Raw genomic sequence first — 23,560 nt, forward strand, 5'->3', positions numbered from 1 at the left:
ATTTTTCAATACTTTAAATCCGGAAAACTTATGTACAAGAATAATTACAAATTCTCTTTCTTATCCGTAACTTTTCTTCATTGCAGAAAAGCTCTCTGTACTTTAGTTCTCGCTTCCCACGTACAACCTATCTTCTGTACAATTCAATAGTCTGTTTTACCACTTCGTTCCAGTTGTATTTTTTACATATGAAATCCGACGCTCCATTTTTATATCTTCTAACAAGCTCTCCATCGTCACAAAGCATTTGCATTTTTTCTTTTAAGTCCTTTACATTGCCTTTTTTAAAAACTTCTGCCTTATCCTCAACAACTTCTGTACATTCTGTTATGCTACTTACAATACAACAATTTCCATAGCTCATGGCCTCAAGTAAGCTCATTGGCATCCCCTCTAGGTCACTCGGTAAAGTATATATATAAGCATTGCTATACAGTTCGTCCAATACTTGCCCTTGCACAAATCCTGTAAAAATAATTCTTTCGTCATTGTCAGCCAACTCTATCAATTCAGTCATAAAATCATCCGTGTCAGACGTCCCACCTGCAATCACCAATTTCTTATCTGTTTCCACATCTTTAAATGCTTTTATAAGATACCGGAGACCTTTTTCAGGCACCAGTCGGCCTAAAAACAAAATAAACTCATCTTTTTCCAGTCCCCATTTCTTTTTAATAAAATCTTCCCTTCGTATTACTGGATAGTTAACTCCATTCGATATGAATTGTGTCTCTCTGCCGTAAGTTTTTTTAAAATATTCCTGCATTCCGGTACTCAAGACTATAATCTCATCTGCATATTTTGCGGCAATCTTTTCACCAAAATGAATGTATCTGGAACCAAAGCTATTTCTCCACTTCTCTCTGGCCCAATCAATTCCATGTATCGTTGCTACACATCTCTTTCCAAGCAACTTCGGCAACCACAACATAGCACAAGGACCTTCTGCATGGAAATGAACGATATCATATTTTCCAAAAGCCGTTCGTACTGCTGCAAAAAAAGAAGAAGACATCGCTGCCAAACCTTTTCTTTTGATGGTAAAAACCGAACGGAGCCTAATTCCCCTATATTCTTTCAATTCTTTTCCTGCAAATACTATCCTGTTCGCACGGTGCTCCTGCCGATTGTAACATGTAACGGTATGTCCCTGCCCAACCATACGCACAGCCAGTTCTTCAACGACTATTTCTATGCCTCCCTCTCTTGAAGGAATACTTTTATGGCCAAGCATTGCAATATTTAAACTGCCATTTAAACATTTTTTTATTTTACAGGCCATATGCTACTTCCTTTCAGCTCAACAAGCACTTAATCACCCTAAGTCAGAGGCAAAAGGCGTCTCTTAAAGCCAGCCTCTTTTACATGGATCCTTCTTTCTTGAACACCACCGCCACTGTCTTAAGCAATATCCGAAAATCCAGTCCCATGCTCCACTCATTTATGTACTTGGTATCCAATTTGACAACTTCTTCAAAATCTGTGACATTGCTCCGCCCGCTGACCTGCCACATCCCTGTCATTCCCGGCTTTGCTGCCAGTCTGGCCCGATGGCGAAGTTCGTATTTCTCCCATTCGTCAACGGTCGGAGGGCGTGTCCCAACGAGGCTCATATCCCCTTTCAGTACATTGAAAAACTGTGGGAATTCGTCCAGACTCCAGTCTCTGATATAATTGCCGATTCCTTTTTTGAACTTGCCGTTCGGCAGGATTCTGCTTCCGATAATTCTCGGATCCCATTGGACCTTAAACATCATACCGCCTTCGACACGATTTTGATCCGCCAGCTCCTTTTTCCGTTCCTCCGCGTCTACATACATGCTTCGGAATTTATACAGTTTAAACTTCTTTCCATTTTTTCCGACTCTCGTCTGGGAAAAAAATATTGGGCCGGGAGAACGAACATAAATTACCGGAGCTAAAAAAAGGAAAAGAATGCCAGTGACCACACATCCGGCCAGACCACCTGCAATATCAAGCGCACGTTTAATAAAAAGCTGCCCTGGCGTTGCATAGTTAAGGCTCGTCGTTAGTACCGTATATCTTCCAATGCGCTCTACAAACTGCTTTTTACCCACTAATTCACTGGGCTTTGTCAGATTAACATGCACCACGGTACCCATTTCCGTAAATTGATTTATCAGCTCTGTCGGATACGGCTCCTTTTCCGGAAGACAGACGAATATCTCATCTACCCATTCCCTGCAGACATAGTCCACCACGTTATCGCGGCTCGCTACAATAAATACTCCCGCGATATACGTCCCCTCCAGATCCCGATCAAGTATTACCGCTCCCGCAAGATGAAATTTTTCGTAATTGTTGTCCCGGATATTATCTATAACCGCTTCCGCCATTTTTCCGACTGTCACGATGAGGAGTGAACGTTTCCCAGTTTCCTTCATTTTCTTTTTCAAGACATTTTTCCAGGCCAGTCTCATGAAATAGCTGAGAACCCAATAGATTCCTCCCATGAGATACAGTGACGCTCTCGAATATTGTTCGCCTTCCTGAGCTGCAAACAAATAGAAGGTGGCGATAAGCATTACCAGGCATACATGCCTGACCGTCATCACAAACTCTCTGTAATAGCCCCTTTTCAAGACATTTTTCAGAGACTCAAAGAAAATCATGACAACAATCTCAATCAATGTCAGCACCACCGCCATATTCCGATATATATAATTCCCATACGGATTATGAAACCCGTGGCGTATGAAATAACCCAGTAAAAAAGACATATGCAGGCACAAAATGTCCAGCAGCATAAAATCCAGATGCTTCAGCCAGCCTTGTGATTCTTTTCTATACATCACTCATCTCCCCCCTGCCTTTCACCGCATACTGCCGCTTTCAAATTAGGGTTTAGTGTACTATGCTTTTATCCATCGTGTCCCTCCTGATACCGGAATATCTTCTCAGGCTTCATCACTCGCATCAACTGCTTCCGGCAGCTACTGTACCATAAGTTTCAAAACCTCTGTATTTGACCGGTTGCCATCCGTGTCAGTAACAAAATATGTAATCTCATATTCACCGGGAGGATAAGCTTCCTGCGCTCCCTCCGCACGGATACGCTTATATAAAGTATCTCTGTCATCCTTGTCATCCGTTATGCTGTTTATGTAACTCATATAACGAAAGGTTTCTTCCTGGCCTATAATTGCCTCATGGGCCGTCAATTCCAGAACCGGAGCCTCAGGGTTTTCATAGGACGGCATCACGCTTTGTTCTGCATTTACTTCCAAAGAACTGAACTCTTCAGCAGTCTCCTCCGGAGACGTCTCAGGAACCTCATCCTGTATGTCAGTCTGATCTTTCCGTACAGCAAGCTTCACAACCCTGGAAGCTTTTGCCATATTTCCCGCCCTATCCTTTGCGACATACAAAACTTTTGCCCTGCCATTCCCCTCATCGATAATTCTCTCCACTGCCACCTGCGCCGTCCCATCTACATCATCTCTGGCGGTGACCCCCTCCAAAAGGGCATCTCTATCGCTTCCATCATATGTGATCTCACTGCCGGACACTGTGATCACCGGCGGTTCTCTGTCCTCATTCCAAAAAATCCATACACAAACCGCCAAAAGTCCAAGCGCCGCAGATGCCAGCAAGATGACAGGCCATTTCTTTTTCATTCTGACTCAGTCCTTTATCAATCTCCATAGTACTGACCGTAATACTGGCCATAATACCCATGCTCTTTCATATCTACTTTATTTAATACGGTACCCAGTATCTTACAGTCCGTTTTATCCAGCTGAGCCTTCACACTTTGGGCGATACGATAACTGACCATATTCGCCGCAATGACCAGAATCACACCGTCGCACTCCTTCGCGATAATCGCAGCATCGATCACGCTGCCCACCGGCGGCGCGTCCAGGAAAATATAGTCGAACTGTTCCTCAAGTCTCGCAAGGCCAAGCCGGAACATCTCTCCCGACAAAAGCTCCGCCGGGTTTGGCGGAAACGGTCCGGTAAAAACAAGACTCATATTATCTATTGTTTCACTGGGACATACAATTTCCGAAAGAGCCGCCTGCCCAGACAGAAAATGGCTGAGACCCTTCGTTTTCCTGGCAGTCTGGTGAAGCCTTTTTCTGAGAACAGATTTCCTTAAATCCGCATCTATAAAAAGCACCTTTTTTCCCAACTCGGCAAACGCGGCCGCCGTCATATAGGATACGTGGCTCTTCCCCTCATTTGGAATGCAGCTGGTAAATACGATCGTCCGGAATTCGGAACCGCAGAACTGTATGTTGCTGCGCAGTGTCTTGAATGCCTCCTGCGTCCGGAAATCCCCATGTGTCTTCCCCGTCTGAAAAAACAAATTCCTGGACTCCACAACAGAATTTAAACTTTTTGGCGCCATATATTTCACCTCTTATTTCTTTTTTTCTCTTTTCCTTTTTTCTTCTCTGCGCCTATTTCATCGCTCACCGGAATAATTCCGATATTGGTCAGGCCAAGATACCGCTCCACATCCTCCGCGCTGCGGATCTTATCGTTAAAAAGGTACACTGCCAATATCACCATGCACGAAAACACCAGTCCTGCTGCTCCGGCAATGACCACATTTTTCTTGAGGCTTGGTTTGGACGGATATTCCGGTATATTGGCGCTGTCCACGATGTTCATCTTTTCAACGCCCATCTTCTCTTCCACATTCGAAGTGCTGATATCCACCACAGCATCCGCAATATCCCTCGCCATATAAGGATCCGCATGGCTTACCCGTATCGTCAATATACGCGTATTATTATCATTGCTGACCGATACGATGCCGGCCAGCACTTCTGCTGTCATATCTAAGTTCAGTTTTTCGATCACCTGCTCCATAACCTCTCTGGAGGTGATGACCACCTTCGCGTCATTCGTCAGCTGGGTAGCCGCGGATAAATCCTGATTTGTAGCCACACTGTCCTGATTCTGCCTGCTGATCACATATACCTTGGCACTGGAAACATAAATCGGTGTAATGACGAGCTTCGTCATCAACACCGCTCCGAGTATAAAGACAAATGTAACTAAAAGTATAATTCCTTTTTTATGAAAAAGAACAAAAAACAACTCTCTTAAATCAATTTCCCGTTCTTCTGTATCTATGCGTTCTCGTCTGTCCATTTCTATCTCCTGTTAATCTATATATCGGTTCTGCAGAAGCAGGCGCTGATTCCCACCGGTAATCTGCCTTAAGTATGTTTCACGGCACCATTTTTTCAGTCTTTTTTCACAGCCGTCCAACACCGGCGCCCGTTTATCCTCGTCATGAGCGTCGGTCGCGATAAAGTGGACCAGCTCCCCTTTTAACAGCTGTTTCACAAAGCTCGTTTTAAACAGCCGGCCTGCGTCCTCTACCGCATGGGCATTAACTTGAATCAAGGCTCCAAGGTCTACCAGCTCTGCGATTCTTTCCATATTATTATTCAGGCTCTTATATCTTTCCACATGAGCAAGTATTGGACGGTAGCCCTCATTTGTAAGCAGTTCCACCGCACCTTTTATGTAGCCGTAATGCTGTATCGTTGAAAATTCAATCAAGACATAATCTGTACCTGCCAGGGTTCGGCAAGCTCCCGATTCCAGCTCCTCAATCACGTCCTGAAAAAAATAAATTTCGTTTCCCTCATACATCTTCAATCCCGGTAAAGCTTTTGACGCTGCCAGGCAGAGGGCCTGGAAGGCTTTCTGATATTCTTTCCGTTTTTCCCTATACCTGTCCGGTCTGTAATGAGGCGTTACTATAATCTCCGTAATGCCTTGGCCAGTCGCAATCCTGAGCATAGAAAGAGCCTGGTCCACAGATCTCGCACCATCATCCAAACCAGGTAAAGTGTGATTATGGATATCTATAAAATTATTCATGGTTTACCGACCGACTTCCATCTTATCTATTCTCACTCCATTTAAGTTAAAGCATTTCTGAAATCGACAAAATTTATTATCCCCCTCATAATACCCTTCCCCACATGTGTTTGTCAACTGCCAATATCCGGTCGGTTTTATTTGGTCTGTGAAATCACTATTTTCTTTATTTTATTATAATACAAATGATTTTTCATTTTTCCGTTCAAATATATAAGATAATTTTAACAGAATCATATTATAATTCGCAAGAATAGATAAATACGCTTTTTATACGCTCAAATACCCCCCCCCCGTATATTTTTCTGTTTTAATAACGTTACATTTTTTTCAGTCTCTACTTCACATATTTTTCATAATTTATCCTATTGAAGTTTTAGATATTTGCCTTAAAATAGAGCTGTATCTAAAAATCTGCTGAATTTTATCCATAAGCGAGGTAAAGAATTTGAAGCACTCCTTATCATCTAATCCTATACATAAGGAAACCCTGGTACAAAGAATTCTGCACTTTTCCTGCCCCGGACGTCTGAATTTGCCAGCCGCAGCCATTGCGCCTGTTCTGTCCTACTATTTGATGGAAGTGATCACTCACAACCCATTTGAAATTCCGATCCAGTTTCAGCTGCTCGGATGGATATTTTCCTATTTGTTGAGCGGCCTGCTGTTCTTTCTTTCCGGCAGGATGAACGTCGCTCTCGTACTGCCTCAAATATTTATGGCTGTAATAGGGACTGCGAATTATTTTGTGCTTTCCTTCCGCGAATCTCCGATTCTCCCCTGGGATATCGCCTCTGCCGGAACTGCTCTGTCCGTAGCGGACCATTTTTCTTTTTCCTTTACTCCCCGCCTGACTGCAATCCTCCTGGCCTATCTTCTGCTCATCCTGTTCTGTCTTAAAATACATATCCGTCTGGCCGGCGGATGGAAGAAGCGATTGATAGGAACCGGTGCGGCTGCGGCCATGTCGGCCCTCTATATTGTCTGCCTTCAGAACGACGCTCTGATGAACGCGCTGGACATCTACGAAATGCCTTTCACCCAGGACTACGCGTATGAACAGAATGGATTTTTCGTGAGCTTCCTGGTAAACACAAAATACCTTAAGGTTCACGAGCCAAATGGTTACTCCCCAGAGGCGGCAGACGAACTGCTGGAACAGGCTTCCTCTGAGCATACAGCCAGCCGGTCCGCACAGGATTTTTCCAAGAGCTTAAACCAGTCCTCTCCATCCGGATATACGGGGGGGGGTATTTATTCCTCTGAAAATCCCGCAGCCTCTGATGAAAAATCCGGCAGTGAGAACCAAATCCATCCAAATATCATTGTCATCATGAACGAAGCATTTTCAGACTTGTCTGTGATCGGAGATTTTGAAGTATCAGAAGACTACATGCCCTATTTTCGTTCCCTTTATGGGACCGAGAATACAGTTTCCGGCAGCGTGTACGTCTCTGTCCTGGGCGGAAATACCGCTAATACGGAATTTGAATTCCTCACTGGGGACACCATGGCGTTTCTGCCCACAGGAAGCATCCCCTATCAGCAGTTTATTTCCGATGAACTGCCGGCTCTGCCCTCGATTCTGGAAAGCTATGGATACCAGACGACTGCACTCCACCCTTATCATTCCAGCGGATGGCGCAGGAATCAGATTTATCCCTTACTCGGCTTTCAAAACAGTCTCTTTATCTCGGACTTCCTATATCAGGAACAGCTCCGGGATTATGTGACCGACGACTCCGTCTTCAGGCAGATTATCTTTGAGTACGAAAACAAAGAAGAGGACGCGCCCTTTTTTTCTTTTACTGTTACAATGCAGAATCATGGAGGCTATGCTCAGGAATGGGACGATTTCGAACGGAATATCGCAGCAGAAGGCGCAGAGGACTCAGATTTATCCCGAATAAATGCCTACCTGTCCCTGATCAAAAAAACGGATGATGCTTTTAAGAATCTCATCTCCTATTTTGAAGACTGCGGCGAGGAAACCATTATTCTCATGTTCGGTGACCACCAGCCCAATGTAGAGACCAGCTTTCTTGAAAATCTATATGGAAAAAGCTATGAGGAATTGACGGAGGAAGAGCTCGCCCTCCGCTATCAGACGCCCTTTGTACTTTGGGCTAACTACGATATCGAAGAAGAAAAGGAGCTGGAACTCAGTATCAATTACCTGGGCAGCCTGCTCATGGATACCGCGGGTCTGGAAAAGACCTCTTATCAGATGTATCTGAGCGCGCTCCAGGAGGAGCTTCCTGTGATCACAGCCAACTTCTGTATTGATAAAGCCGGAAATTACTACAGTGCCGGTGAATTTGACCAGCTGGACGAATTGTTAAACGGGTATGAAATCATTCAATACAACCATCTGTTTGACAGTAAGAATCGAAACGACAGCAGTTATCTGCCCGAATAAGAAAAAGCCTGTGCATCTTATAATAAGGATACACAGGCTTTTATACTTCAAATATTAACCATTATGCTTATCGGCAGTCAATGATGGGTCATTCTGCAGCTGGGGAAGTCGTTTCCTCAGTAGAACCGGCATTTTCAACCTCTACCACATTCTGCTCCAAGAAATCCTGAATCCTGCTCTCCAGAAGGATGTCCATCAAAAGCTTTTCTGAATAGCTGGACTGGAGAGTTTCAAGGGTATACCCATTCTCTTCCGCAAGCTTCTCACAGCCTTCCTGATATTCCTCGTCGGTGAGTTCCATATTTTCCTTTTCCACTACAGCGCGGACTAAGACCTGAGATTTCGCGCTGCTCTCTGCGGCTTCCTGGAGTTCGGACATAAATTCTTCTTCCGTCTTTTCCATGCTGCTCAAATATGTTTCCAATTCCATCCCGTACATGGCCAGGCTGTTTTTAAATTGAGCCAGCTGGCTGTCATGGATGTAAGTAATGAGCTCTTCCGCATCCTTTTTGAACGTGGCATTGTTCATGACCTTTTCCCAGGCTTCGTTGATCTTATTGTTTCTCGCTTCCGTTTTTCTGTTGCTTTCCAGATCGGATCTCACATAAGCCCGGTATTCATCGACTGTTTTGAATTCGTCAGAGATCCTCTGCACAAACTCGTCATTCAGCTCCTGAGGGATTTCCTCTCCCTGAACATAATTGATCGTCACAGTGAAGACGACGGCTTTGCCGTTCAAATCCGTGTTCTTTTTAGAATAATCCTCTGGAAAAGTCAAATTCAGTTCAACCGTCTCTCCAATATTCTTTCCCACAAGACCGGACTCAAAACCTTCGATAAACTGGCCGGATCCAATGGTGAGGTTGGTTCCGGTACCGCTGCCTCCGTCGAAAGCCACACCGTCAATCTTCCCCACGAAATCAATGTTCACCACATCTCCGTCCTTCACTGTTCCTTCTTTGATCTCTTCATAGAGCGGCGTCGCGTTCTCCACCTGAGCCTGAAGCTCCGCTTCTACCTCTTCATCTGTTACCTCTGTATTCTGAGCCGCTACTTCGATTCCTTTGTATTCGCCCAGCTCCACGTATTCAGAAATATCTCCGAGATCAAAGGCACTGACATACTCCGGCATTTCTGTCGTGGCGGCCGTGGTCTCCTCGGAACCTCCGGAATTTTCACCAGCCGTGGTCTCTTCACCGGCCGCGGTCGTTTTCTCTTCCGATTTTTTATTGCCGCAGGCGGCCATTGATAAAACCATGGCTGCGCAAAGCAGCACTGCAATTCCTTTTTTCATGTTTGATTCCTTTCTCCCTTTCCTTGTTGTCCATTTTACATCCACTCTCCCGTTATACCATAATCGTCTGTAAAAATAAAGAACTTTGTACCAGTTCATACTTTTTTCATAGATAAACACGAAAAAAAATATCTGAATGTTTATAAAAAAATACTTGAAATTCCTGGAAAGCCTGCTATAATGTAATTGTATTCACAGATTTAAAGTATTCACATATTATTAGAGATTATGTTTACTAGGTGATCTGTAATAATATGTGAATTTTTTTTGTGGAAACATTGTAACTCTAGAAATCTATATAATAAATGGAGGTACCTTAAATGAATAACGGTACAGTAAAATGGTTTAACTCTGAAAAAGGCTATGGCTTCATCACTGCTGAGAGCGGCGAGGATGTATTCGTACATTTTTCTGCTATCACAGGTGACGGTTTCAAGACTCTGGACGAAGGTCAGTCTGTGACTTTTGACATTGTCGAAGGCCCCCGCGGCAAGCAGGCTGCCAACGTAGCAAAGATGTAATTAAACCAATCAGAAAAGAGAGCGTGATACGCTCTCTTTTTTTGTTTCGATCCGAATGTCAAACACCGGCTACCTGCCCACCTTCAGGGCCAGCTTCAAAAACTCAAATATACTCTCTGTATCCGATTCCCGGTACAGGATCTCTCTGGCCAGTACTGGCCTGTCGGTAATAATGTTATCCACCTGGAGACGTTTCATACGGCTGAGCTCCGATTTCGTATTGACCGTCCAGGCGTGGACCTCTTTACCAAAATCATGGGCGCTCTTTACCAGACTGGAAGTCACAAAGCTGGAACGGATACTGAAAAAATCTATGTTCTCATCCTCAAAGTAATTTCCGTATGCCGCCGTCAGAATATACCCCGTGCGGATATCCGGATTCTGTTCTTTTACCTCCTTGAGATACCGATAGCTTGTGGAGCTGAGCACCACCTGTGCTTCCATGCCATGGTCTTCAATAAGCTGCAGGGTCTTTTCCACCAGCGTGTCGCTCAGGCGGTTTGCTTTCAACTCAATATTCATGTTAATGTGCCCCTTGCACGCTTCCAATGCCTGCTCCAGAGTGGGAATCTGAGTTCCTGCAAACTCTTCAGAGAACCAAGAGCCGAAATCCAGAAGCAGCAGATCTCCATACGTATAATCCCAAAGCCGCCCTTCTGTCCCTGTCGTCCGTTTCAGGCTGGCGTCGTGATGGACCACGATAATTCCGTCCTTTGTCTCCTGCACGTCAATCTCCACATAGTCCGACATGGTGTCAATGGCACCTTCAATGGCTGGCAGGGTATTTTCCGGGGCCTCAAAGGAATTTCCCCTGTGGGAAGTGATCTTCGCCTCAGAAAGGATCGCGCTGGCTTTTACGGTGCCTGTATATACGCTGTCATACACATACAGCGCTCCGGCCGCAGCCAGGCAGGAAATGACGATTACAGTAAATATCCGGCGTATTCCTGCAGAAAGATGATAATGATAGGGAGGAATCTCCCATTCATATTTTTTATTTTGATACCGGTACAGCAAAAAGGTAAGGCTCCCCAGGTTCAGGTACAAACCTGCAATGGAGGCCAGAATCAGCGCCGCGATGTCTATGTCGTTGCTGATAGTCAGAATCAGCGCCAGCTCTGTGGATTTATCCGCAAAGAGAACCACGGCCAGAGCCGCCAGGACCTTCAGGACAAACTGCCCGATATAGTAGAGGAGGTAAGCAAAAAGATTAGAACCTGCCAAAAGCCCGATGGTAGGAAGCCAATGTCTCCTGAATATTTTTCTGCTTTTTTCCGATGATTCCCGGAACCGCACGTCACGCAGAATGGAAATAGCAGGCGCATACACATATATCAAACTGACACAAGTCATGATTACCAGCAGAACCCACGCCAATATCTTCACCAACCGGAAACCGGCCAGCTCTGTGACAATGTAGCTGAGCGGCCTTATATGCTTTACAAGGCGCAGCATGATCCAGCTTCCGGTCAGCAGATAAAAATTGGCGTTAACGAGCAGGATCCTGGCGTTCTTCGTCTGAAACAGCTCCACCACGTTCTTCATGCCGAAAATCAGCATCTTGATGGGACTCATTTCTTCTTTGATTACTCCCGCCTGGAATGCCGTATACAGGACGCACATTTCCAGGCACACAAAAAACAGGCAGAGCAGCAAAAAGCCCGCCAGCACCAAAATGGTCACTGGCGAACAGAAAAACTTCAGGGCGTTTCTGGCTGTCAGATAGCTGAACCCCGCTTTTTTAAGGGCAAAAGAAATTCCACGGCTGGCAGCCTCAATGAGGACAAACGCCGTGAAAATCCGGTATAAAATTTCAAATATGAGGATACTGCCCCGGTTTGTCCGGAGCATCTCCCTCATATCGTGTATCATTCTGCGCATTCCCATCCACTCCAGGTCACTGGTCTTTTTCCCGGCTCATTTTCAGAGCGCGGCTCAGTTTAATGGGATTTCCGTACATCAGCGTACCCATGCGGTATATCTTCGCGCCTCCTATGGCTGCCACGGCTATCGCTCCGATCAGAAGGGCCAGGGAAACGGCTATCTCCCACACGGCAACATTGCCCATGGCGACTCTCGCGAACATGGCGTTCGGCGACGTGAACGGAATAAACGAAAGAATCTTCATCAACGCGCCGTCACTGTTCTGGAGGTTGAAGACCGTCAGCAAAAAGCTTATGACAAACATGAACATCAGCGGCCCGGCCGTACGGCTCACATCCTCAGTCTTGGATACCAGAGCTCCCAGCACTCCGTAGCAGAACGCATAAAGTACATAGCCCAGGATACCGAATACTGCAAAGGCCAGGAGCACCTGAGACGGAATCTGGAATACAAAATCCAGCATGCCGTTCCATGCTTCTCTGCTGGCCCCATAGGATGCCAGCGCCGCGCCGATGATCACGCCCACCTGCAGGAAGCTGGCCACCGTTCCCGCCAGCACCTTGCCAAAGATCAGGCTGTTGCTGCTGGTACTGGTCACCAATACCTCCATGGCCCGGTTGCTCTTTTCCTGGGCAACTGATGTGGCTACGGAATTTCCATATATCAACACCATAAAATATACCACAAAAATCAACAAATAGGTATATAAATAATTTCTTACGCTGTCTTTCCCCAGTACAATAGTCTCCGATGTCATGGGAGTATTGTAAATCTCCTCAATTTCGGCCGCATCCGCACCAATCTCCTGAAGACGGCCCTGACGGTACATCACGCCCATAGCGTAATCAAATACTTCGCCCACAGAATCGCTGAAGCTCCTGTTTTTAACATAATAGCGGTAATCTGTCGGAGACTCCACCGCAAAGCCGCATCGTTTTTCATCTGCACTCTCAGAATCTTCTGACTGCTCTCCATTCTCCACGAGTCCCTTGACCGCCTCTTCCGAATCAGCCATCTCAATCCTGGCAGATGGGTACAGCTGCGCTATCAGCTCTTCCTCCATCTGCCCGCTCTTATCGTATAAATATATGGTACCGTCGTATTCACTGAGAGCTGTCTCCGATTCTGTCTTGGTGCTGCTCCCTTCGTTTCCTTTAAGCCCCGGAATGATTCCCGATAAGTCTATAAATGAAGGAAGGCTCAGAAGGATCGCAAACAGCAGCGCGAAGCCGACCGTTATCCCAATGTAAGATTTACTTTTTACATATCCCTGAAGTTCATGTCTCCATACAATCCCAAACTGTTTCATGCCTCGTCACCTGCTTTCATTACAAAGATATCATTAAGGGACGGCTCATAATTTCCCGTCTGCTCCAGATCAATATCGGATGCGGCCAGCATTTCCAGCAGTCTCTTCTTAGCCCCTTTGCAGACCCCTTCCAATATGAGATAGTCCTTTTTCTTCTTTACCACCTTCACTATATCGCTGAATTCCTTTTCAAGCTTCTCTTCCAGGACATCTGGCTGATAATTAGCTGCGGAAATGGTCAGCCTGTTTTCCCCATAGGAGCGTTTAATCTCCCTCAGGTTCCCGTTCAGAACGATCTGGCCATGATTGATTATGGCAATCTCTTCGCAGAATTCCTCTACATAATTCATCTGGTGGCTGGAGAAGATCACCAGTCTGCCCAGAGCGATCTGTTCCTTGACTACGTCTTTAAGTATTTGTGAGTTCACCGGATCAAGGCCGGAAAACGGTTCATCCAGGATAATGATATCCGGATTGCATATCAAGGTCTGTGCCAGCTGTACCTTCTGCTGGTTGCCTTTGGAAAGCGTCTCCAGCTTCCGCTCCGCGTACTCACCGATGCCCATACGTTCCAGCCATGCTTTTCCGCTCTCTTTTGCTTCTCGCTGGCCCATTCCCCTCAAATTGGCAAGATAGACCATCTGCTCCAAAACCTTTTTCATCGGATACAGGCCGCGCTCCTCAGGAAGGTAGCCAATCTTATACTCTTTTGGAATGAACTTGCGCCCATCCATAAGGATTTCCCCGGAATTAGCCCGGAACACATCCATCAAGACGCGGATCGTCGTCGTCTTTCCCGCTCCGTTCCTTCCGAGAAGCCCCAGCGCTTTTCCATTCTCCACTTCAAAGGAGATACCATGGAGAATCTCTTTATCGCCGAAGCTTTTCCTAATCTCTCTCACTTCCAGTTTCATCTCAATATTCCTTTCTTTCTGATTTATCAGATTTTCCGCCTCATGATACTAAATACTTTTTGGAATCATTTATAGTTAGCTCCGATCAAGTTCCGGTTCAGCACCGGCAGAAGTTCCAGGCCGTCACGATTTCGGTTCGCTGGCGATGCAGGGGCCGCTTTATCCCCGCTCCGGCAGTACCGCTCACATGTCGGCAGGAAATCTTTATGATTTCCCGCCTCCTGTTCGCTCAAAAACGGAATCGGATTTTCCGTTTTTGTCTCCCTCTGCCTGGGGAACACCGGCCGCTGCCCTGCGGCGCTCTCCTTTAGGCCGGCCCGGAATCGTTCTGCCGGTTTTCTGTCTGCCGCACCGTTATGAATGTTTTCCATTTTCCTGATTCCAGAAAAGGATCGGATATCCACAGGGCCCGCACGCCTTACGGCAGCGGGCCTCCGTGGCCGCTCCAATGGCTTTCACAACAAACTGGAGGTTATTTCGGTGCGGGAAGAGGAGCAGGAGGAACGATCCGATTCCATCGTAAGGGGAGCGCTGCAAAGGCGTTGGCAGGATCTTCCCGGCCGAAGGGAGGCAAAAATCGCATATCATGCGGATTTTTGTTGGAATCTGACATGGAAAAATATCGATTTATCCATGTCAGTTGGAAAGGACCGACCGTAGGCCGCAAAGATGCTGATTACGGCTGCCAGCGACCCGCCTGGATGGAAACGGACTTCCTCCTGTTTCTTCGGGTTAATAAAAATAAGTTTGTTTGAAAAGTATTCAAAGGTATACTCTATTACATAAGGGCGCCTACGATGCCTCCAATAACAGCGCCGACCAGACCACATACCACTACGAACACTGCCATCCCTCCAAAAGCGGAGGTAATTCGAATACCTTTTTTATACCGTTCATCATTGAGCGGGACTGCTCCGGATCCTGCCTCAGCGCGATACAAGATATTCCGGCTCTCCACAGCGCCGACAAACTCCCATCCTGCGGCCTCAGCCTCCCGGAGGCTCTGCACCTGCCAGTCATTGTTGCAGCCCTCCCAATCCTTTTCATCCTTGAAAACTCCCGCTCCTGCCTTCTTCCTCCGTTTATTGGTCAGATATCTGGTATCCATCATATAAGAATACTGGCCCGGCTCGCCTTTGGAAAAGAAATAGCGGAATATCCTCATATCCTTGACATGATATCCTTCCTGTGCTTTTTTCTCCAGGAACCGTTCTAGACCGCCGATTGTCAGGACCACTTTTCTGACCGCCATCATATCATTCCTTCCATATAATGCGGTCCATTCATCCAGAGACAGCCGGAGTTCTTTTGCATACAGATTTCCCCATCTCAGGAAAATAATACACAATATCAGGCAAACTGCCACATATATCATAGAAAATGCAGAGAACCAGGCAACCTCCTCTGTCCCTGGACTGTAGTAAAAGCAAATGCCCAGGAGCAGAATCAGGATATCGATCCAGATGAACAATTGAACCTTCGTCATAAAAAAGCTTCTGTACCGCTCCGCCCTCCTGGCCCTGTCCTCCGGGCTGTCATAGAGCTCATTGATCTCCCCTTCCGCATATGGCTTCGCCAGATAGTAATTCTGTCCCTCGTCGTGGCATACAGTCTTCCATCCCATCTCCACGGCCATATCCATCAGATCGGTCTTTTCCTCTATCTCCCTCTTTGTCGGGTTCTTTGACAAATCAAACCGTTCCACATCATATACCATATGGACGGGCCCGCTTTTATCAAATGTATAGAATACCCCCATCGTGACATCTCTGAGCAGCCATCCTTTTTTGGACTGTTCTTCCAGCCAGAGGCGTTCTTTCATGAGGCTGATATACCACTTAAAAACCTTTTTTGTGTCATTTTTGTCCTGCCCCATCCTTAGGCTCCCCCTTTCCCAGAATCTCCAGGCCATTGTCCAGCTGATATTCCAGACGTTCCGTCTCCAGCCTCAGCACTTCTCTTCCCATTTCTGTAATCTGATAAGTCTTTTTCCCATTCTGCTGTGAAACAATATCGATAAGTCCGTCTTCCATCAAACGGCCGGTCATAGTATAGAGGGTCCCTGTCCCCAGCCGTATCCGGCCCTCTGTAAGGCGGCTGACAAACTGCATGATAGCATAACCGTGTCTGGGCTCAGTAACAGCCAGGAGCGTGTAATAGGTAGTCTCCGTCATCGGCCTGTATTTTTTTAATAGCGCCTCTGTCACCAATGCTCCCCCTCCTTTCAGAGTCTCGGTTTCCCATCGCGCCTCGACATGTCGTCATCCAACATGTCGACCATCGACATATTTCCAATACACATAATAGCATAACAAAAGAAATTCTGTCAAGAGCTTCCTTTATTATCCATAAAGCCAATATACAAGAGACAGCGCACCCGGCTCAGACCAAAAGCCTTTTTACAGAGTTCCTCCGTTTCAGTTCAATCTCCATCACCACTCGTTTCTGCCCAATCTCTTCCTTCCTCAGCTGCTGCACCAAAAGCTTTGCCCCCTCTCTTCCCATTTCAATGGTCGGCCTGACAATAACCGTGATTCCAGGCACGGAATATCTGGCCAGAAGATGGTCGTCAAACCCCACAAGAGAAATGTCCTGCCCTATGACGGCTCCCCGCTCTGACAGCGCTTCCATGCAGCCGATGCAGGTGAGATTATTGACTGCGATGACCCCTGTAGGCCGCAGTCTGTCCGGCAGATCCCAAAGCTTTTTCATTCCTCTGTAGCCTGTGTCTTCAAAATGCAGCCCTCTCATCATGAGCCGTTTATCGATCGGAACACCATACTCCTTCATGGCTCTCTCAAAGCCTGCGATGCGCTGGCCCCCCAGAGACGCTCCGGGAATCCCCCCGACCAGGCCGATATGCGTATGTCCATTTAAAAGAAGTTCTCTGGCCAGCAGATATCCTCCCTTAGCATTGTCAATCTCAACGGTATAATAATCCTGCCCCGGACGGTAACAGTCTATCAGGACCAGCGGTTTTTCCCACCGTCCATAATCCATATCATCGGGATTTGCCGGTACCACCAGGACGCCGTCTACCAGCTTGGAAAAACGGCGGTACAGATTCTCGAAGTCTTCCTCTTTGAAGTCCTTCGTGGAAAATATCAGCATCGTATAACCCTGTTCCTTCAGATATTCTTCCGCCCCCTGGATGACTGCCCCATTAAAATCATTGGTAAAATCCGGAACTACCATCATGATGGTCCTGGTCTGTCCGGTGACCATGGAAACTGCCAGGCCGTTCTGGACGTATCCCAGCTCCTCCACCGCTTCCTTTACTTTCTTTTCTGTTTTTGGGCTGACCTTGTCCAGACCATTTAACACCCTGGATACCGTCGAGATCGCGACTCCCGCCCGCTTCGCCACATCCTTGATCGTCACATCTCTGCTGCCTCTGTCCCTGTCCATTTTATACCTCATCTCTTATAACGATTGACCATTTTTCCAATCTGTGATAAAATTAATGCAGAAAAATAAAAACGTTTTTATTTTTAATTTTATTATAATATGGGAAGGAGTATTTTACAATGGCAAAACCTAAAATTCTTGTGGTAGGCAGTTTCGTCATGGATCAGATCGCCACAACCGAAGTGTTCCCCAGAGAAGGGCAGACCGTTTTAGGCGGTACCTTTTCCAAAGCCCCCGGCGGCAAGGGTGCAAATCAGGCCGTCCAAATGGCCCGCCTGGGCGCCGACGTGACAATGGTCGGGAAGCTCGGCCGTGACAGCAACGGCGAGGACATGGTTAAAACCTGCAAAGAGGCCGGCATTCATACAGAATATATCCTGTATGATGACGAGCTGCCCTCCGGCTGCAGCGTCATCATTCTGGAGGAAGCCCCCGGAAAGCAGACCGTGAACCGGATCATCGTTCTGTCAGGCTCCAACATGAGCATTACTCCCGATGACATCGCATTCTTAAAGGAGCAGATTGCAGAATATGACCTGGTGGTCCTTCAGCTGGAGATTCCCATGGAAATCAATGAGCTGGTAGCCTCTTACGCCTATGCAAAGGGTGTGCCTGTCATGCTGAATTCCGCTCCCAGCGCGCCTTTATCCGACGAGCTGTTTTCTCATCTGACCTATATCTCGCCCAATGAGCATGAGGCCTGCGATATGGTCGGCATCCAGATCAGCCACTCCGGCAAGGATGTGAACATGGAAGAAGCCAAGGCTGCCACAGCCGCTTTGAAAGCCAAGGGTGTGAAAAATGTGCTGATCACCCTCGGAGAATCGGGAGCCGTGCTTGACACCGAAAAAGACGGTTTCTTCTACAGCCCCTGTGTATCCGGCATCATGGCGGTAGATCCCACCGCAGCCGGCGATTCCTTTGTAGGCGCTCTGTCCGTTGGGCTTTGCTGCGGCTGGGGCTATGAAGAAACACTTAAATTTGCCAACCACACGGCGGCCCTAACCGTATCGGGCATGGGCGCGATGCCTTCTCTGCCCACACTGGACAAGGTAGAAGATTTCATGCGTGAAAAAGCCGGCGCTGCCCCGGATACATCAGTATTGCAATAAACCATCCCATATGACAGGAGGAATTATATATGGAAGCAAAATGCAAAGAATCTTATGACTTTTTCCTGGATACCGTAAAGACGGATCTGAGCGACTTCATTGACCATATGGATTACTCAGAGATCGAAGCCGCCGCTGATCTGATCGTGAAAGCTCAGAAAAACGGGAACCGGGTCCATGTATCCGGCATTGGCAAGCCCGGACATATTTCCGGATATATCGCATCCCTGATGTCCTCTACCGGAAATCCCACCTATTTTCTGCACGGCACCGAAGCCGTCCATGGCTCCTGTGGTCAGCTGGTACCCGGCGATGTGGTGATTTTCATTTCCAACAGCGGCGAAACCGCAGAAATGCGCTCCACTGTCCTGGCAGTTAAAAATAATGGTTGCAAAGTCATAGGCGTCAGCGGCAATTCTGAATCCTGGCTCGCCAGAGAAAGCGCCGTCCATCTGTTCGCCGGCATTAAAAAAGAAGGCGGTCCGATGGGACGCGCTCCCCGTATGTCCATACTGGCGGAAACTCTCGTGCTCCAGGCACTGAGCGTAGCGCTCCAGGCTCAAAAGGACGTGGCTCCCCAACAGTATGTGAAGTGGCATCCCGGCGGAGCGCTGGGCAAGCTTCGCGACAATGAAAAATAATTTTACATTTTAAAGAGGAGGGTTTTTATGCTTACAACAAAATGTATTCATCCCGGTATCATGAAGGCACTGTCCCTGTGCGGCCATGGAAGCAAGGTGCTCATCGCCGACGGCAATTATCCCCTGGCTGAGAAAAGCGGGAACGCGGAAAAAATCTATCTGGGCCTGACCCCCGGACTCCCCACTGTGACCGATGTACTGAAGGCTGTCCACTCCGTCGTGGAAATCGAAAAAGCAGAGGTGATGGTTCCCGGAGACGGCACTGTCCCTGAGATCTTTGATGAATTTAAACAGGAGCTTGGTCTTGAGCTGAGCGGCGTAGGACGTTTTGAATTCTACGATGTCTGCTGCGAGCCTGATGTGGTATTGGCAATTTCCACAGGAGAAAAGAGGGTATTTGCCAACATCCTGCTGACCATCGGCTGCGCTTGATCAGCTAATTTATTCCTTCGGCATACTTTTCTGTCAACCGGCAAAAAGTATGCCGTTTTTTTCCATTATTTAGTTGACAACTCTGGAATGATATGATATATTAAATCCAGTAATAATTACTATTATTGTAAATTTAAACTTTAGAGGAGGTAGCTACATGTCCAAGTACGCAGGAACAAAAACAGAGAAAAACTTGATGGAAGCTTTCGCAGGAGAATCTCAGGCCAGAAATAAATATACATTCTACGCATCCGCTGCTAAAAAAGCCGGCTATGAGCAGATGGCCGCCCTGTTTCAGGAAACCGCAGACCAGGAAAAAGAACACGCTAAAATCTGGTTTAAGGAATTCCACGGAATCGGAAATCCTGAAGAAAACCTAGTAGATGCCGCCGCAGGTGAGCATGAAGAGTGGACTGACATGTATAAACGCATGGCAAAGGAAGCAAGAGAAGAAGGTTTTGAAGAGCTGGCTTTTAAGTTTGACAAGATCGCCAGTGTAGAAGCTGCTCATGAAGCGCGCTATAACAAGCTTTTAGAAAGCCTGAAAGCTGACAAGACCTTTAAGGGTGATGCTCCCAAGGGATGGAAGTGCCGTAACTGCGGGTATATCCATTACGGCGAGGAAGCTCCCGATGTATGTCCTGCCTGTGCACATCCCAAGGCTTACTTTGAACGAAAAGTAGAAAACTATTAATGGGGACCGGCTTCTCCGGTAAACTTAAATACAGCGCTGAATGTCATTGGACGTTCAGCGCTGTATTACTGTTTCGCAGTTATGATAAAAATATTTTTATTTTAAACTAGACATAGGGCTGTCATGATTTGTGTTCTATCATAATAGTGTCGATGAACGGAGGGACCAGAACAGCAATGGCAGATATCCTTCTGCCGGAAAGGACCCAGCAATGGACAAAACAGATTACAAAAAAATTTACAAGGAACTGTATATGCCGGGACGTTCTCCAGCACTGGTAAATGTACCGCCCATCCCTTTTATTATGATAGACGGCCAGGGGAATCCAAACGACGCGGACGGGGAATATGCCCAGGCAGTATCTCTCCTTTATGCTTTATCCTACGCCATCAAGATGAACAAGACGGGGGATTCCGTTCCGGAAGGTTACTTTGAATATGTCGTGCCGCCGCTGGAAGGCTTATGGGATTTCCGCGGCACAAAAGAAACCTTTCCCCAGGATAAATCAGATTTCATCTGGACTTCCATGATACGCCAGCCGGATTTTGTCACTCCGCCTGTATTCTCCCGGGCCTGCAGGACCGTACGGTCCAAGAAAGGACTGGACACCTCAAAAGCCCGGCTCTGCACCTGGGAAGAAGGACTCTGCGTACAGTGCATGCACCTGGGCCCGTATGACGACGAACCTGCAACGCTGCAGAAAATCAGCGGTTTTCTGAATAGTAACGGCCTGCTGCCCGACATAAGCGGCAAACGGAGGCATCACGAGCTTTATCTTTCTGATCCTCGGAAAACCGCGCCGGAAAAAATGAAAACCGTGCTCCGTCTGCCGGTAAGAAAAGCATCAGGACAATCGGGTTCGCTCTGATCTTTTGCCTTTACCGTCCCCTCTCCCGGAATCTGCCTTGCGGTTTTTTTCTTCTTGTTGTATAATCGGGAACAGGATAAGAAGGAAGTGATTTATATGGCAGCTGATACGGCTCCCATTTACAAGGCAATATTCAGCGAGGTGGACGGCGCTCTTCTGTCCTCCTCTCATAAGGTAGGCTCCTTAACAAGGGAGGCCATTATTCAGCTCCAGCTGCATGGCATCCCTTTTGTTTTTGTATCCGGGCGTTCTCCCCGAACACTGGAAAGTGTAGATGCCTCCATCGGCCTCACTGCGCCATATATCTGCTATAATGGTGCGCTTATCTTGGATCAGAATAAGCGGGTCCTCAAAAGCTTCGGATTCCTGCCGAAAAGAGCCATTTCCATTAAAAACTATATCAAACGCTGTTTTCCCGATATCAGCTGCTTCGCATGCAGCTACGACGCATGGATCACAGATGACCCGAACGACGAATGGATCCGCCAGGAAGCCGACATCATTCAGGTACCCCCTATTATAAAACCTCTGTCCTACTATCTTCAGAAGGGGCAGCATGTACACAAGCTCCTCTGCATGGGAGAGCTTTCTCTTCTGGATGTTTTAGAAAACGATCTGCGCGTCTGTTTTCCGGAACTTCTCATCTTTAAAACGAAAAAACACTATCTGGAGATCATGTCTCCGGAAGCCAGTGCCTCCAACGCGATTCGGCTGGTATGCGGCTTATACGGCATTGACCCGTCGGAAACCATAGCCTTCGGCTACAATTCCCGGGATATGGAAATGTTCCGGACCGTGGGATTCAGTATCGCCATGGGCAATGCCTCCGAGCTGATCAAATCAGCCGCCGATTGTGTCACTCTGGACAATGACCACGACGGCATTTATCACAGTCTGAAAAAAATCTTTCCGATCATCCATTGAATTTTTTAAAATCCCATTGACTCCTTTACATATATGTTGTATTATTGACATATACTTTATGTAGTATCAAAAACTACTTGTTGCATCAGGAGGTGTTTTTCATGAGGAATTTAAGACCAAAAGACCCAGGAAGTGCCATTACCCATTTTATCGGCTGGCTTATGGCTGTATTTGCCGCCCTGCCCCTTTTGATCCGGGCCGCCAAGGCACCGGACAGAGTCCATATCTTATGTCTGTCCGTCTACGTTATCAGCATGATACTGCTCTATGGAGCCAGTACCATATACCACACTTTGGATATATCTCCGAAAGTGAACAAGGCTCTTCGGAAATTTGACCACATGATGATCTTTATCCTGATAGCCGGAACTTATACACCGATCTGCGTCATCGTCGTAGGCGGGAGTCTCGGCATGTTCCTTCTGGCTCTCATTTGGTCCATCGCCCTGGCCGGCATCCTGATCAAAGCATTTTGGATTACCTGCCCCAAATGGTTCTCCTCTGTCCTTTATATCGGCATGGGCTGGGTATGCGTTTTAGCTTTTACCCAGATTTTAAACAACCTGCCTCACGCCGCGTTTGGATGGCTTCTGGCCGGAGGCATCATCTACACCGCAGGAGGTATCATTTATGCCTTGAAGCTTCCTATCTTCAATTCCAAACACAAAAGCTTCGGCTCTCATGAAATCTTCCACTTGTTCGTGATGGGAGGCAGCATCTGCCATTTTATCCTTATGTATCAGTTTGTGGCCTCCATGCCGCTGCTTCCTTAAGGCAGCCCCTTACCTGACGCTATCAGACGGAGCTTGTCCTTGCGGCTCATCCGTTTGACGGCGTATTCACGGCCCATGGCTTCTTCCTTCGTCCCGAAGGTCTCATAGTATACCAGCTCCACAGGCCCGCGGCCTCTGGTATACTTGGCGCCATGGCCGGACTGATGGGCGGCGACCCGCTCCTCCAGATGGTTTGTCCATCCTGTGTAAAGGCTCCCGTCTCCGCATTTCAGGATATACGTATAATTTTCACTCATTTTCTTCTCCATATGTACTGCTATGTAAGCGTGCGGAATCCGCACGCTGTCTATTTATATAAAGCATCAGACAATGCCGCCGGACATGCCGGCAGCCGGTATTCTTAAAAGCCATACAGCATTGTTGCATTGTACCTCGGTTAAATCTGTGTCTGACGCCAGTATTTCATACACATCATAGTTTCCCGTATGGCTGTCTTTAATACATCCAATTTTCTACATGGATTCCAGCTCTTCGCTTT

General features: G+C 47.1%; 25 protein-coding genes. 10 read left to right on the plus strand and 15 right to left on the minus strand.

The genetic code is table 11. The annotated features are described in order from the left end of the window. Nucleotides 1-127: 127 nt before the first annotated feature. The 6 genes from LQE92_RS06540 to LQE92_RS06565 all read right to left on the minus strand — a co-directional run bounded on the left by LQE92_RS06540 (nt 128) and on the right by LQE92_RS06565 (nt 5,868). Nucleotides 128-1,282, minus strand: a complete 1,155-nt coding sequence (locus LQE92_RS06540; RefSeq protein WP_231062188.1) for a glycosyltransferase family 4 protein — start codon at nt 1,280-1,282, stop codon at nt 128-130. Between the two features lie 79 nt (nt 1,283-1,361). After that, nucleotides 1,362-2,813: a sugar transferase gene (locus LQE92_RS06545; RefSeq protein WP_231062189.1), complete on the minus strand. Its 1,452-nt coding sequence runs from the start codon at nt 2,811-2,813 to the stop codon at nt 1,362-1,364. A gap of 141 nt (nt 2,814-2,954) precedes the next feature. Then, entirely contained in the window at nt 2,955-3,638 is a 684-nt protein-coding gene (locus LQE92_RS06550; protein WP_231062190.1) for a VOC family protein, read from the minus strand. A 17-nt stretch (nt 3,639-3,655) separates the two neighbouring features. Next, the gene (locus LQE92_RS06555) at nt 3,656-4,375 is read right to left on the minus strand and encodes a CpsD/CapB family tyrosine-protein kinase (RefSeq protein ID WP_231062191.1); all 720 of its coding nucleotides are present in this window, start codon (nt 4,373-4,375) and stop codon (nt 3,656-3,658) included. Between the two features lie 5 nt (nt 4,376-4,380). After that, nucleotides 4,381-5,127: a YveK family protein gene (locus tag LQE92_RS06560; protein WP_231062192.1), complete on the minus strand. Its 747-nt coding sequence runs from the start codon at nt 5,125-5,127 to the stop codon at nt 4,381-4,383. A gap of 12 nt (nt 5,128-5,139) precedes the next feature. Continuing rightward, nucleotides 5,140-5,868, minus strand: a complete 729-nt coding sequence (locus LQE92_RS06565) for a CpsB/CapC family capsule biosynthesis tyrosine phosphatase (RefSeq protein WP_231062193.1) — start codon at nt 5,866-5,868, stop codon at nt 5,140-5,142. A gap of 535 nt (nt 5,869-6,403) precedes the next feature. On the opposite strand from LQE92_RS06565, the gene LQE92_RS06570 reads away from it, so the two are divergent. After that, nucleotides 6,404-8,287 carry an LTA synthase family protein gene (locus LQE92_RS06570; RefSeq protein WP_231062194.1) on the plus strand — a complete coding sequence of 628 codons (1,884 nt, stop codon included), beginning with the start codon at nt 6,404-6,406 and terminating at the stop codon, nt 8,285-8,287. An 88-nt stretch (nt 8,288-8,375) separates the two neighbouring features. Here the strand turns inward: LQE92_RS06570 and tig are convergent, their stop codons facing one another. After that, entirely contained in the window at nt 8,376-9,581 is a 1,206-nt protein-coding gene (gene tig, locus LQE92_RS06575) for a trigger factor (RefSeq protein WP_231062195.1), read from the minus strand. Nucleotides 9,582-9,901: 320 nt separating this feature from the next. On the opposite strand from tig, the gene LQE92_RS06580 reads away from it, so the two are divergent. Continuing rightward, entirely contained in the window at nt 9,902-10,102 is a 201-nt protein-coding gene (locus tag LQE92_RS06580; RefSeq protein ID WP_147596323.1) for a cold-shock protein, read from the plus strand. A 69-nt stretch (nt 10,103-10,171) separates the two neighbouring features. On the opposite strand, the gene LQE92_RS06585 is transcribed toward LQE92_RS06580, so the two are convergent. The 4 genes from LQE92_RS06585 to LQE92_RS06600 all read right to left on the minus strand — a co-directional run bounded on the left by LQE92_RS06585 (nt 10,172) and on the right by LQE92_RS06600 (nt 14,580). Continuing rightward, the gene (locus LQE92_RS06585) at nt 10,172-11,983 is read right to left on the minus strand and encodes a glycerophosphodiester phosphodiesterase (RefSeq protein ID WP_231062196.1); all 1,812 of its coding nucleotides are present in this window, start codon (nt 11,981-11,983) and stop codon (nt 10,172-10,174) included. A 16-nt stretch (nt 11,984-11,999) separates the two neighbouring features. Next, entirely contained in the window at nt 12,000-13,295 is a 1,296-nt protein-coding gene (locus LQE92_RS06590; protein ID WP_231062197.1) for an ABC transporter permease, read from the minus strand. Further along, nucleotides 13,292-14,209 (minus strand): ABC transporter ATP-binding protein, encoded by a 918-nt coding sequence (locus LQE92_RS06595; RefSeq protein ID WP_231062198.1) that lies wholly within the window; start codon nt 14,207-14,209, stop codon nt 13,292-13,294. Before LQE92_RS06595 ends, LQE92_RS06590 begins: the two co-directional genes overlap by 4 nt. Nucleotides 14,210-14,274: 65 nt before the next feature. Then, nucleotides 14,275-14,580, minus strand: coding sequence for a hypothetical protein (locus LQE92_RS06600; RefSeq protein WP_231062199.1), 306 nt, complete (start codon nt 14,578-14,580; stop codon nt 14,275-14,277). Nucleotides 14,581-14,689: 109 nt separating this feature from the next. Here LQE92_RS06600 and LQE92_RS06605 point away from each other — a divergent pair, with 109 nt between their 5' ends. Then, nucleotides 14,690-14,869, plus strand: a complete 180-nt coding sequence (locus LQE92_RS06605) for a hypothetical protein (RefSeq protein ID WP_231062200.1) — start codon at nt 14,690-14,692, stop codon at nt 14,867-14,869. A gap of 118 nt (nt 14,870-14,987) precedes the next feature. Here the strand turns inward: LQE92_RS06605 and LQE92_RS06610 are convergent, their stop codons facing one another. From LQE92_RS06610 to LQE92_RS06620, 3 genes are all read right to left on the minus strand, one after another. After that, nucleotides 14,988-16,085, minus strand: a complete 1,098-nt coding sequence (locus tag LQE92_RS06610) for a DUF2812 domain-containing protein (RefSeq protein ID WP_231062201.1) — start codon at nt 16,083-16,085, stop codon at nt 14,988-14,990. Further along, entirely contained in the window at nt 16,066-16,416 is a 351-nt protein-coding gene (locus LQE92_RS06615) for a PadR family transcriptional regulator (protein ID WP_231062239.1), read from the minus strand. The genes LQE92_RS06610 and LQE92_RS06615 overlap by 20 nt, the downstream gene beginning before the upstream one ends. 175 nt (nt 16,417-16,591) lie before the next feature. Continuing rightward, the gene (locus LQE92_RS06620) at nt 16,592-17,617 is read right to left on the minus strand and encodes a LacI family DNA-binding transcriptional regulator (protein WP_231062202.1); all 1,026 of its coding nucleotides are present in this window, start codon (nt 17,615-17,617) and stop codon (nt 16,592-16,594) included. Nucleotides 17,618-17,736: 119 nt separating this feature from the next. On the opposite strand from LQE92_RS06620, the gene LQE92_RS06625 reads away from it, so the two are divergent. The 7 genes from LQE92_RS06625 to trhA all read left to right on the plus strand — a co-directional run bounded on the left by LQE92_RS06625 (nt 17,737) and on the right by trhA (nt 23,061). Then, nucleotides 17,737-18,729, plus strand: coding sequence for a ribokinase (locus tag LQE92_RS06625; RefSeq protein ID WP_231062203.1), 993 nt, complete (start codon nt 17,737-17,739; stop codon nt 18,727-18,729). 29 nt (nt 18,730-18,758) lie between these two features. Next, a complete protein-coding gene (locus LQE92_RS06630; protein ID WP_231062204.1) occupies nt 18,759-19,370 on the plus strand; it encodes an SIS domain-containing protein in 612 nt (203 codons plus the stop codon). Nucleotides 19,371-19,397: 27 nt separating this feature from the next. Next, nucleotides 19,398-19,802 carry an RbsD/FucU domain-containing protein gene (locus LQE92_RS06635; protein ID WP_231062205.1) on the plus strand — a complete coding sequence of 135 codons (405 nt, stop codon included), beginning with the start codon at nt 19,398-19,400 and terminating at the stop codon, nt 19,800-19,802. A gap of 157 nt (nt 19,803-19,959) precedes the next feature. After that, nucleotides 19,960-20,496 carry a rubrerythrin gene (gene rbr, locus LQE92_RS06640; protein ID WP_231062206.1) on the plus strand — a complete coding sequence of 179 codons (537 nt, stop codon included), beginning with the start codon at nt 19,960-19,962 and terminating at the stop codon, nt 20,494-20,496. A gap of 211 nt (nt 20,497-20,707) precedes the next feature. Beyond that, on the plus strand, nt 20,708-21,364 hold the full coding sequence (locus tag LQE92_RS06645; protein WP_231062207.1) for a GyrI-like domain-containing protein: 657 nt from the start codon (nt 20,708-20,710) through the stop codon (nt 21,362-21,364). A gap of 96 nt (nt 21,365-21,460) precedes the next feature. Beyond that, a complete protein-coding gene (locus LQE92_RS06650; RefSeq protein WP_231062208.1) occupies nt 21,461-22,288 on the plus strand; it encodes a Cof-type HAD-IIB family hydrolase in 828 nt (275 codons plus the stop codon). Nucleotides 22,289-22,389: 101 nt separating this feature from the next. Next, nucleotides 22,390-23,061, plus strand: coding sequence for a PAQR family membrane homeostasis protein TrhA (gene trhA / locus LQE92_RS06655; protein ID WP_231062209.1), 672 nt, complete (start codon nt 22,390-22,392; stop codon nt 23,059-23,061). On the opposite strand, the gene LQE92_RS06660 is transcribed toward trhA, so the two are convergent. Further along, nucleotides 23,058-23,318 carry a GIY-YIG nuclease family protein gene (locus tag LQE92_RS06660; protein ID WP_231062210.1) on the minus strand — a complete coding sequence of 87 codons (261 nt, stop codon included), beginning with the start codon at nt 23,316-23,318 and terminating at the stop codon, nt 23,058-23,060. The two genes, trhA and LQE92_RS06660, sit on opposite strands and share 4 nt — an antisense overlap. Nucleotides 23,319-23,560 lie beyond the last annotated feature (242 nt).

This window comes from Lientehia hominis, assembly GCF_021044755.1.
GTDB classification, from domain to species: Bacteria; Bacillota; Clostridia; order Lachnospirales; family Lachnospiraceae; genus Lientehia; species Lientehia hominis.

Excerpts from the sequence above, each read along its gene's own strand:
- LQE92_RS06540 (WP_231062188.1), bottom strand. The coding sequence starts at position 1,282 with ATGGCCTGTAAAATAAAAAAATGTTTAAATGGCAGTTTAAATATTGCA.
- LQE92_RS06545 (WP_231062189.1), bottom strand. The coding sequence starts at position 2,813 with ATGTATAGAAAAGAATCACAAGGCTGGCTGAAGCATCTGGATTTTATG.
- LQE92_RS06550 (WP_231062190.1), bottom strand. The coding sequence starts at position 3,638 with ATGAAAAAGAAATGGCCTGTCATCTTGCTGGCATCTGCGGCGCTTGGA.
- LQE92_RS06555 (WP_231062191.1), bottom strand. The coding sequence starts at position 4,375 with ATGGCGCCAAAAAGTTTAAATTCTGTTGTGGAGTCCAGGAATTTGTTT.
- LQE92_RS06560 (WP_231062192.1), bottom strand. The coding sequence starts at position 5,127 with ATGGACAGACGAGAACGCATAGATACAGAAGAACGGGAAATTGATTTA.
- LQE92_RS06565 (WP_231062193.1), bottom strand. The coding sequence starts at position 5,868 with ATGAATAATTTTATAGATATCCATAATCACACTTTACCTGGTTTGGAT.
- tig (WP_231062195.1), bottom strand. The coding sequence starts at position 9,581 with ATGAAAAAAGGAATTGCAGTGCTGCTTTGCGCAGCCATGGTTTTATCA.
- LQE92_RS06580 (WP_147596323.1), top strand. The coding sequence starts at position 9,902 with ATGAATAACGGTACAGTAAAATGGTTTAACTCTGAAAAAGGCTATGGC.
- LQE92_RS06585 (WP_231062196.1), bottom strand. The coding sequence starts at position 11,983 with ATGCGCAGAATGATACACGATATGAGGGAGATGCTCCGGACAAACCGG.
- LQE92_RS06590 (WP_231062197.1), bottom strand. The coding sequence starts at position 13,295 with ATGAAACAGTTTGGGATTGTATGGAGACATGAACTTCAGGGATATGTA.
- LQE92_RS06595 (WP_231062198.1), bottom strand. The coding sequence starts at position 14,209 with ATGAAACTGGAAGTGAGAGAGATTAGGAAAAGCTTCGGCGATAAAGAG.
- LQE92_RS06600 (WP_231062199.1), bottom strand. The coding sequence starts at position 14,580 with ATGGAAAACATTCATAACGGTGCGGCAGACAGAAAACCGGCAGAACGA.
- LQE92_RS06610 (WP_231062201.1), bottom strand. The coding sequence starts at position 16,085 with ATGGGGCAGGACAAAAATGACACAAAAAAGGTTTTTAAGTGGTATATC.
- LQE92_RS06620 (WP_231062202.1), bottom strand. The coding sequence starts at position 17,617 with ATGGACAGGGACAGAGGCAGCAGAGATGTGACGATCAAGGATGTGGCG.
- LQE92_RS06625 (WP_231062203.1), top strand. The coding sequence starts at position 17,737 with ATGGCAAAACCTAAAATTCTTGTGGTAGGCAGTTTCGTCATGGATCAG.
- LQE92_RS06630 (WP_231062204.1), top strand. The coding sequence starts at position 18,759 with ATGGAAGCAAAATGCAAAGAATCTTATGACTTTTTCCTGGATACCGTA.
- LQE92_RS06635 (WP_231062205.1), top strand. The coding sequence starts at position 19,398 with ATGCTTACAACAAAATGTATTCATCCCGGTATCATGAAGGCACTGTCC.
- rbr (WP_231062206.1), top strand. The coding sequence starts at position 19,960 with ATGTCCAAGTACGCAGGAACAAAAACAGAGAAAAACTTGATGGAAGCT.
- LQE92_RS06645 (WP_231062207.1), top strand. The coding sequence starts at position 20,708 with ATGGACAAAACAGATTACAAAAAAATTTACAAGGAACTGTATATGCCG.
- LQE92_RS06650 (WP_231062208.1), top strand. The coding sequence starts at position 21,461 with ATGGCAGCTGATACGGCTCCCATTTACAAGGCAATATTCAGCGAGGTG.
- trhA (WP_231062209.1), top strand. The coding sequence starts at position 22,390 with ATGAGGAATTTAAGACCAAAAGACCCAGGAAGTGCCATTACCCATTTT.
- LQE92_RS06660 (WP_231062210.1), bottom strand. The coding sequence starts at position 23,318 with ATGAGTGAAAATTATACGTATATCCTGAAATGCGGAGACGGGAGCCTT.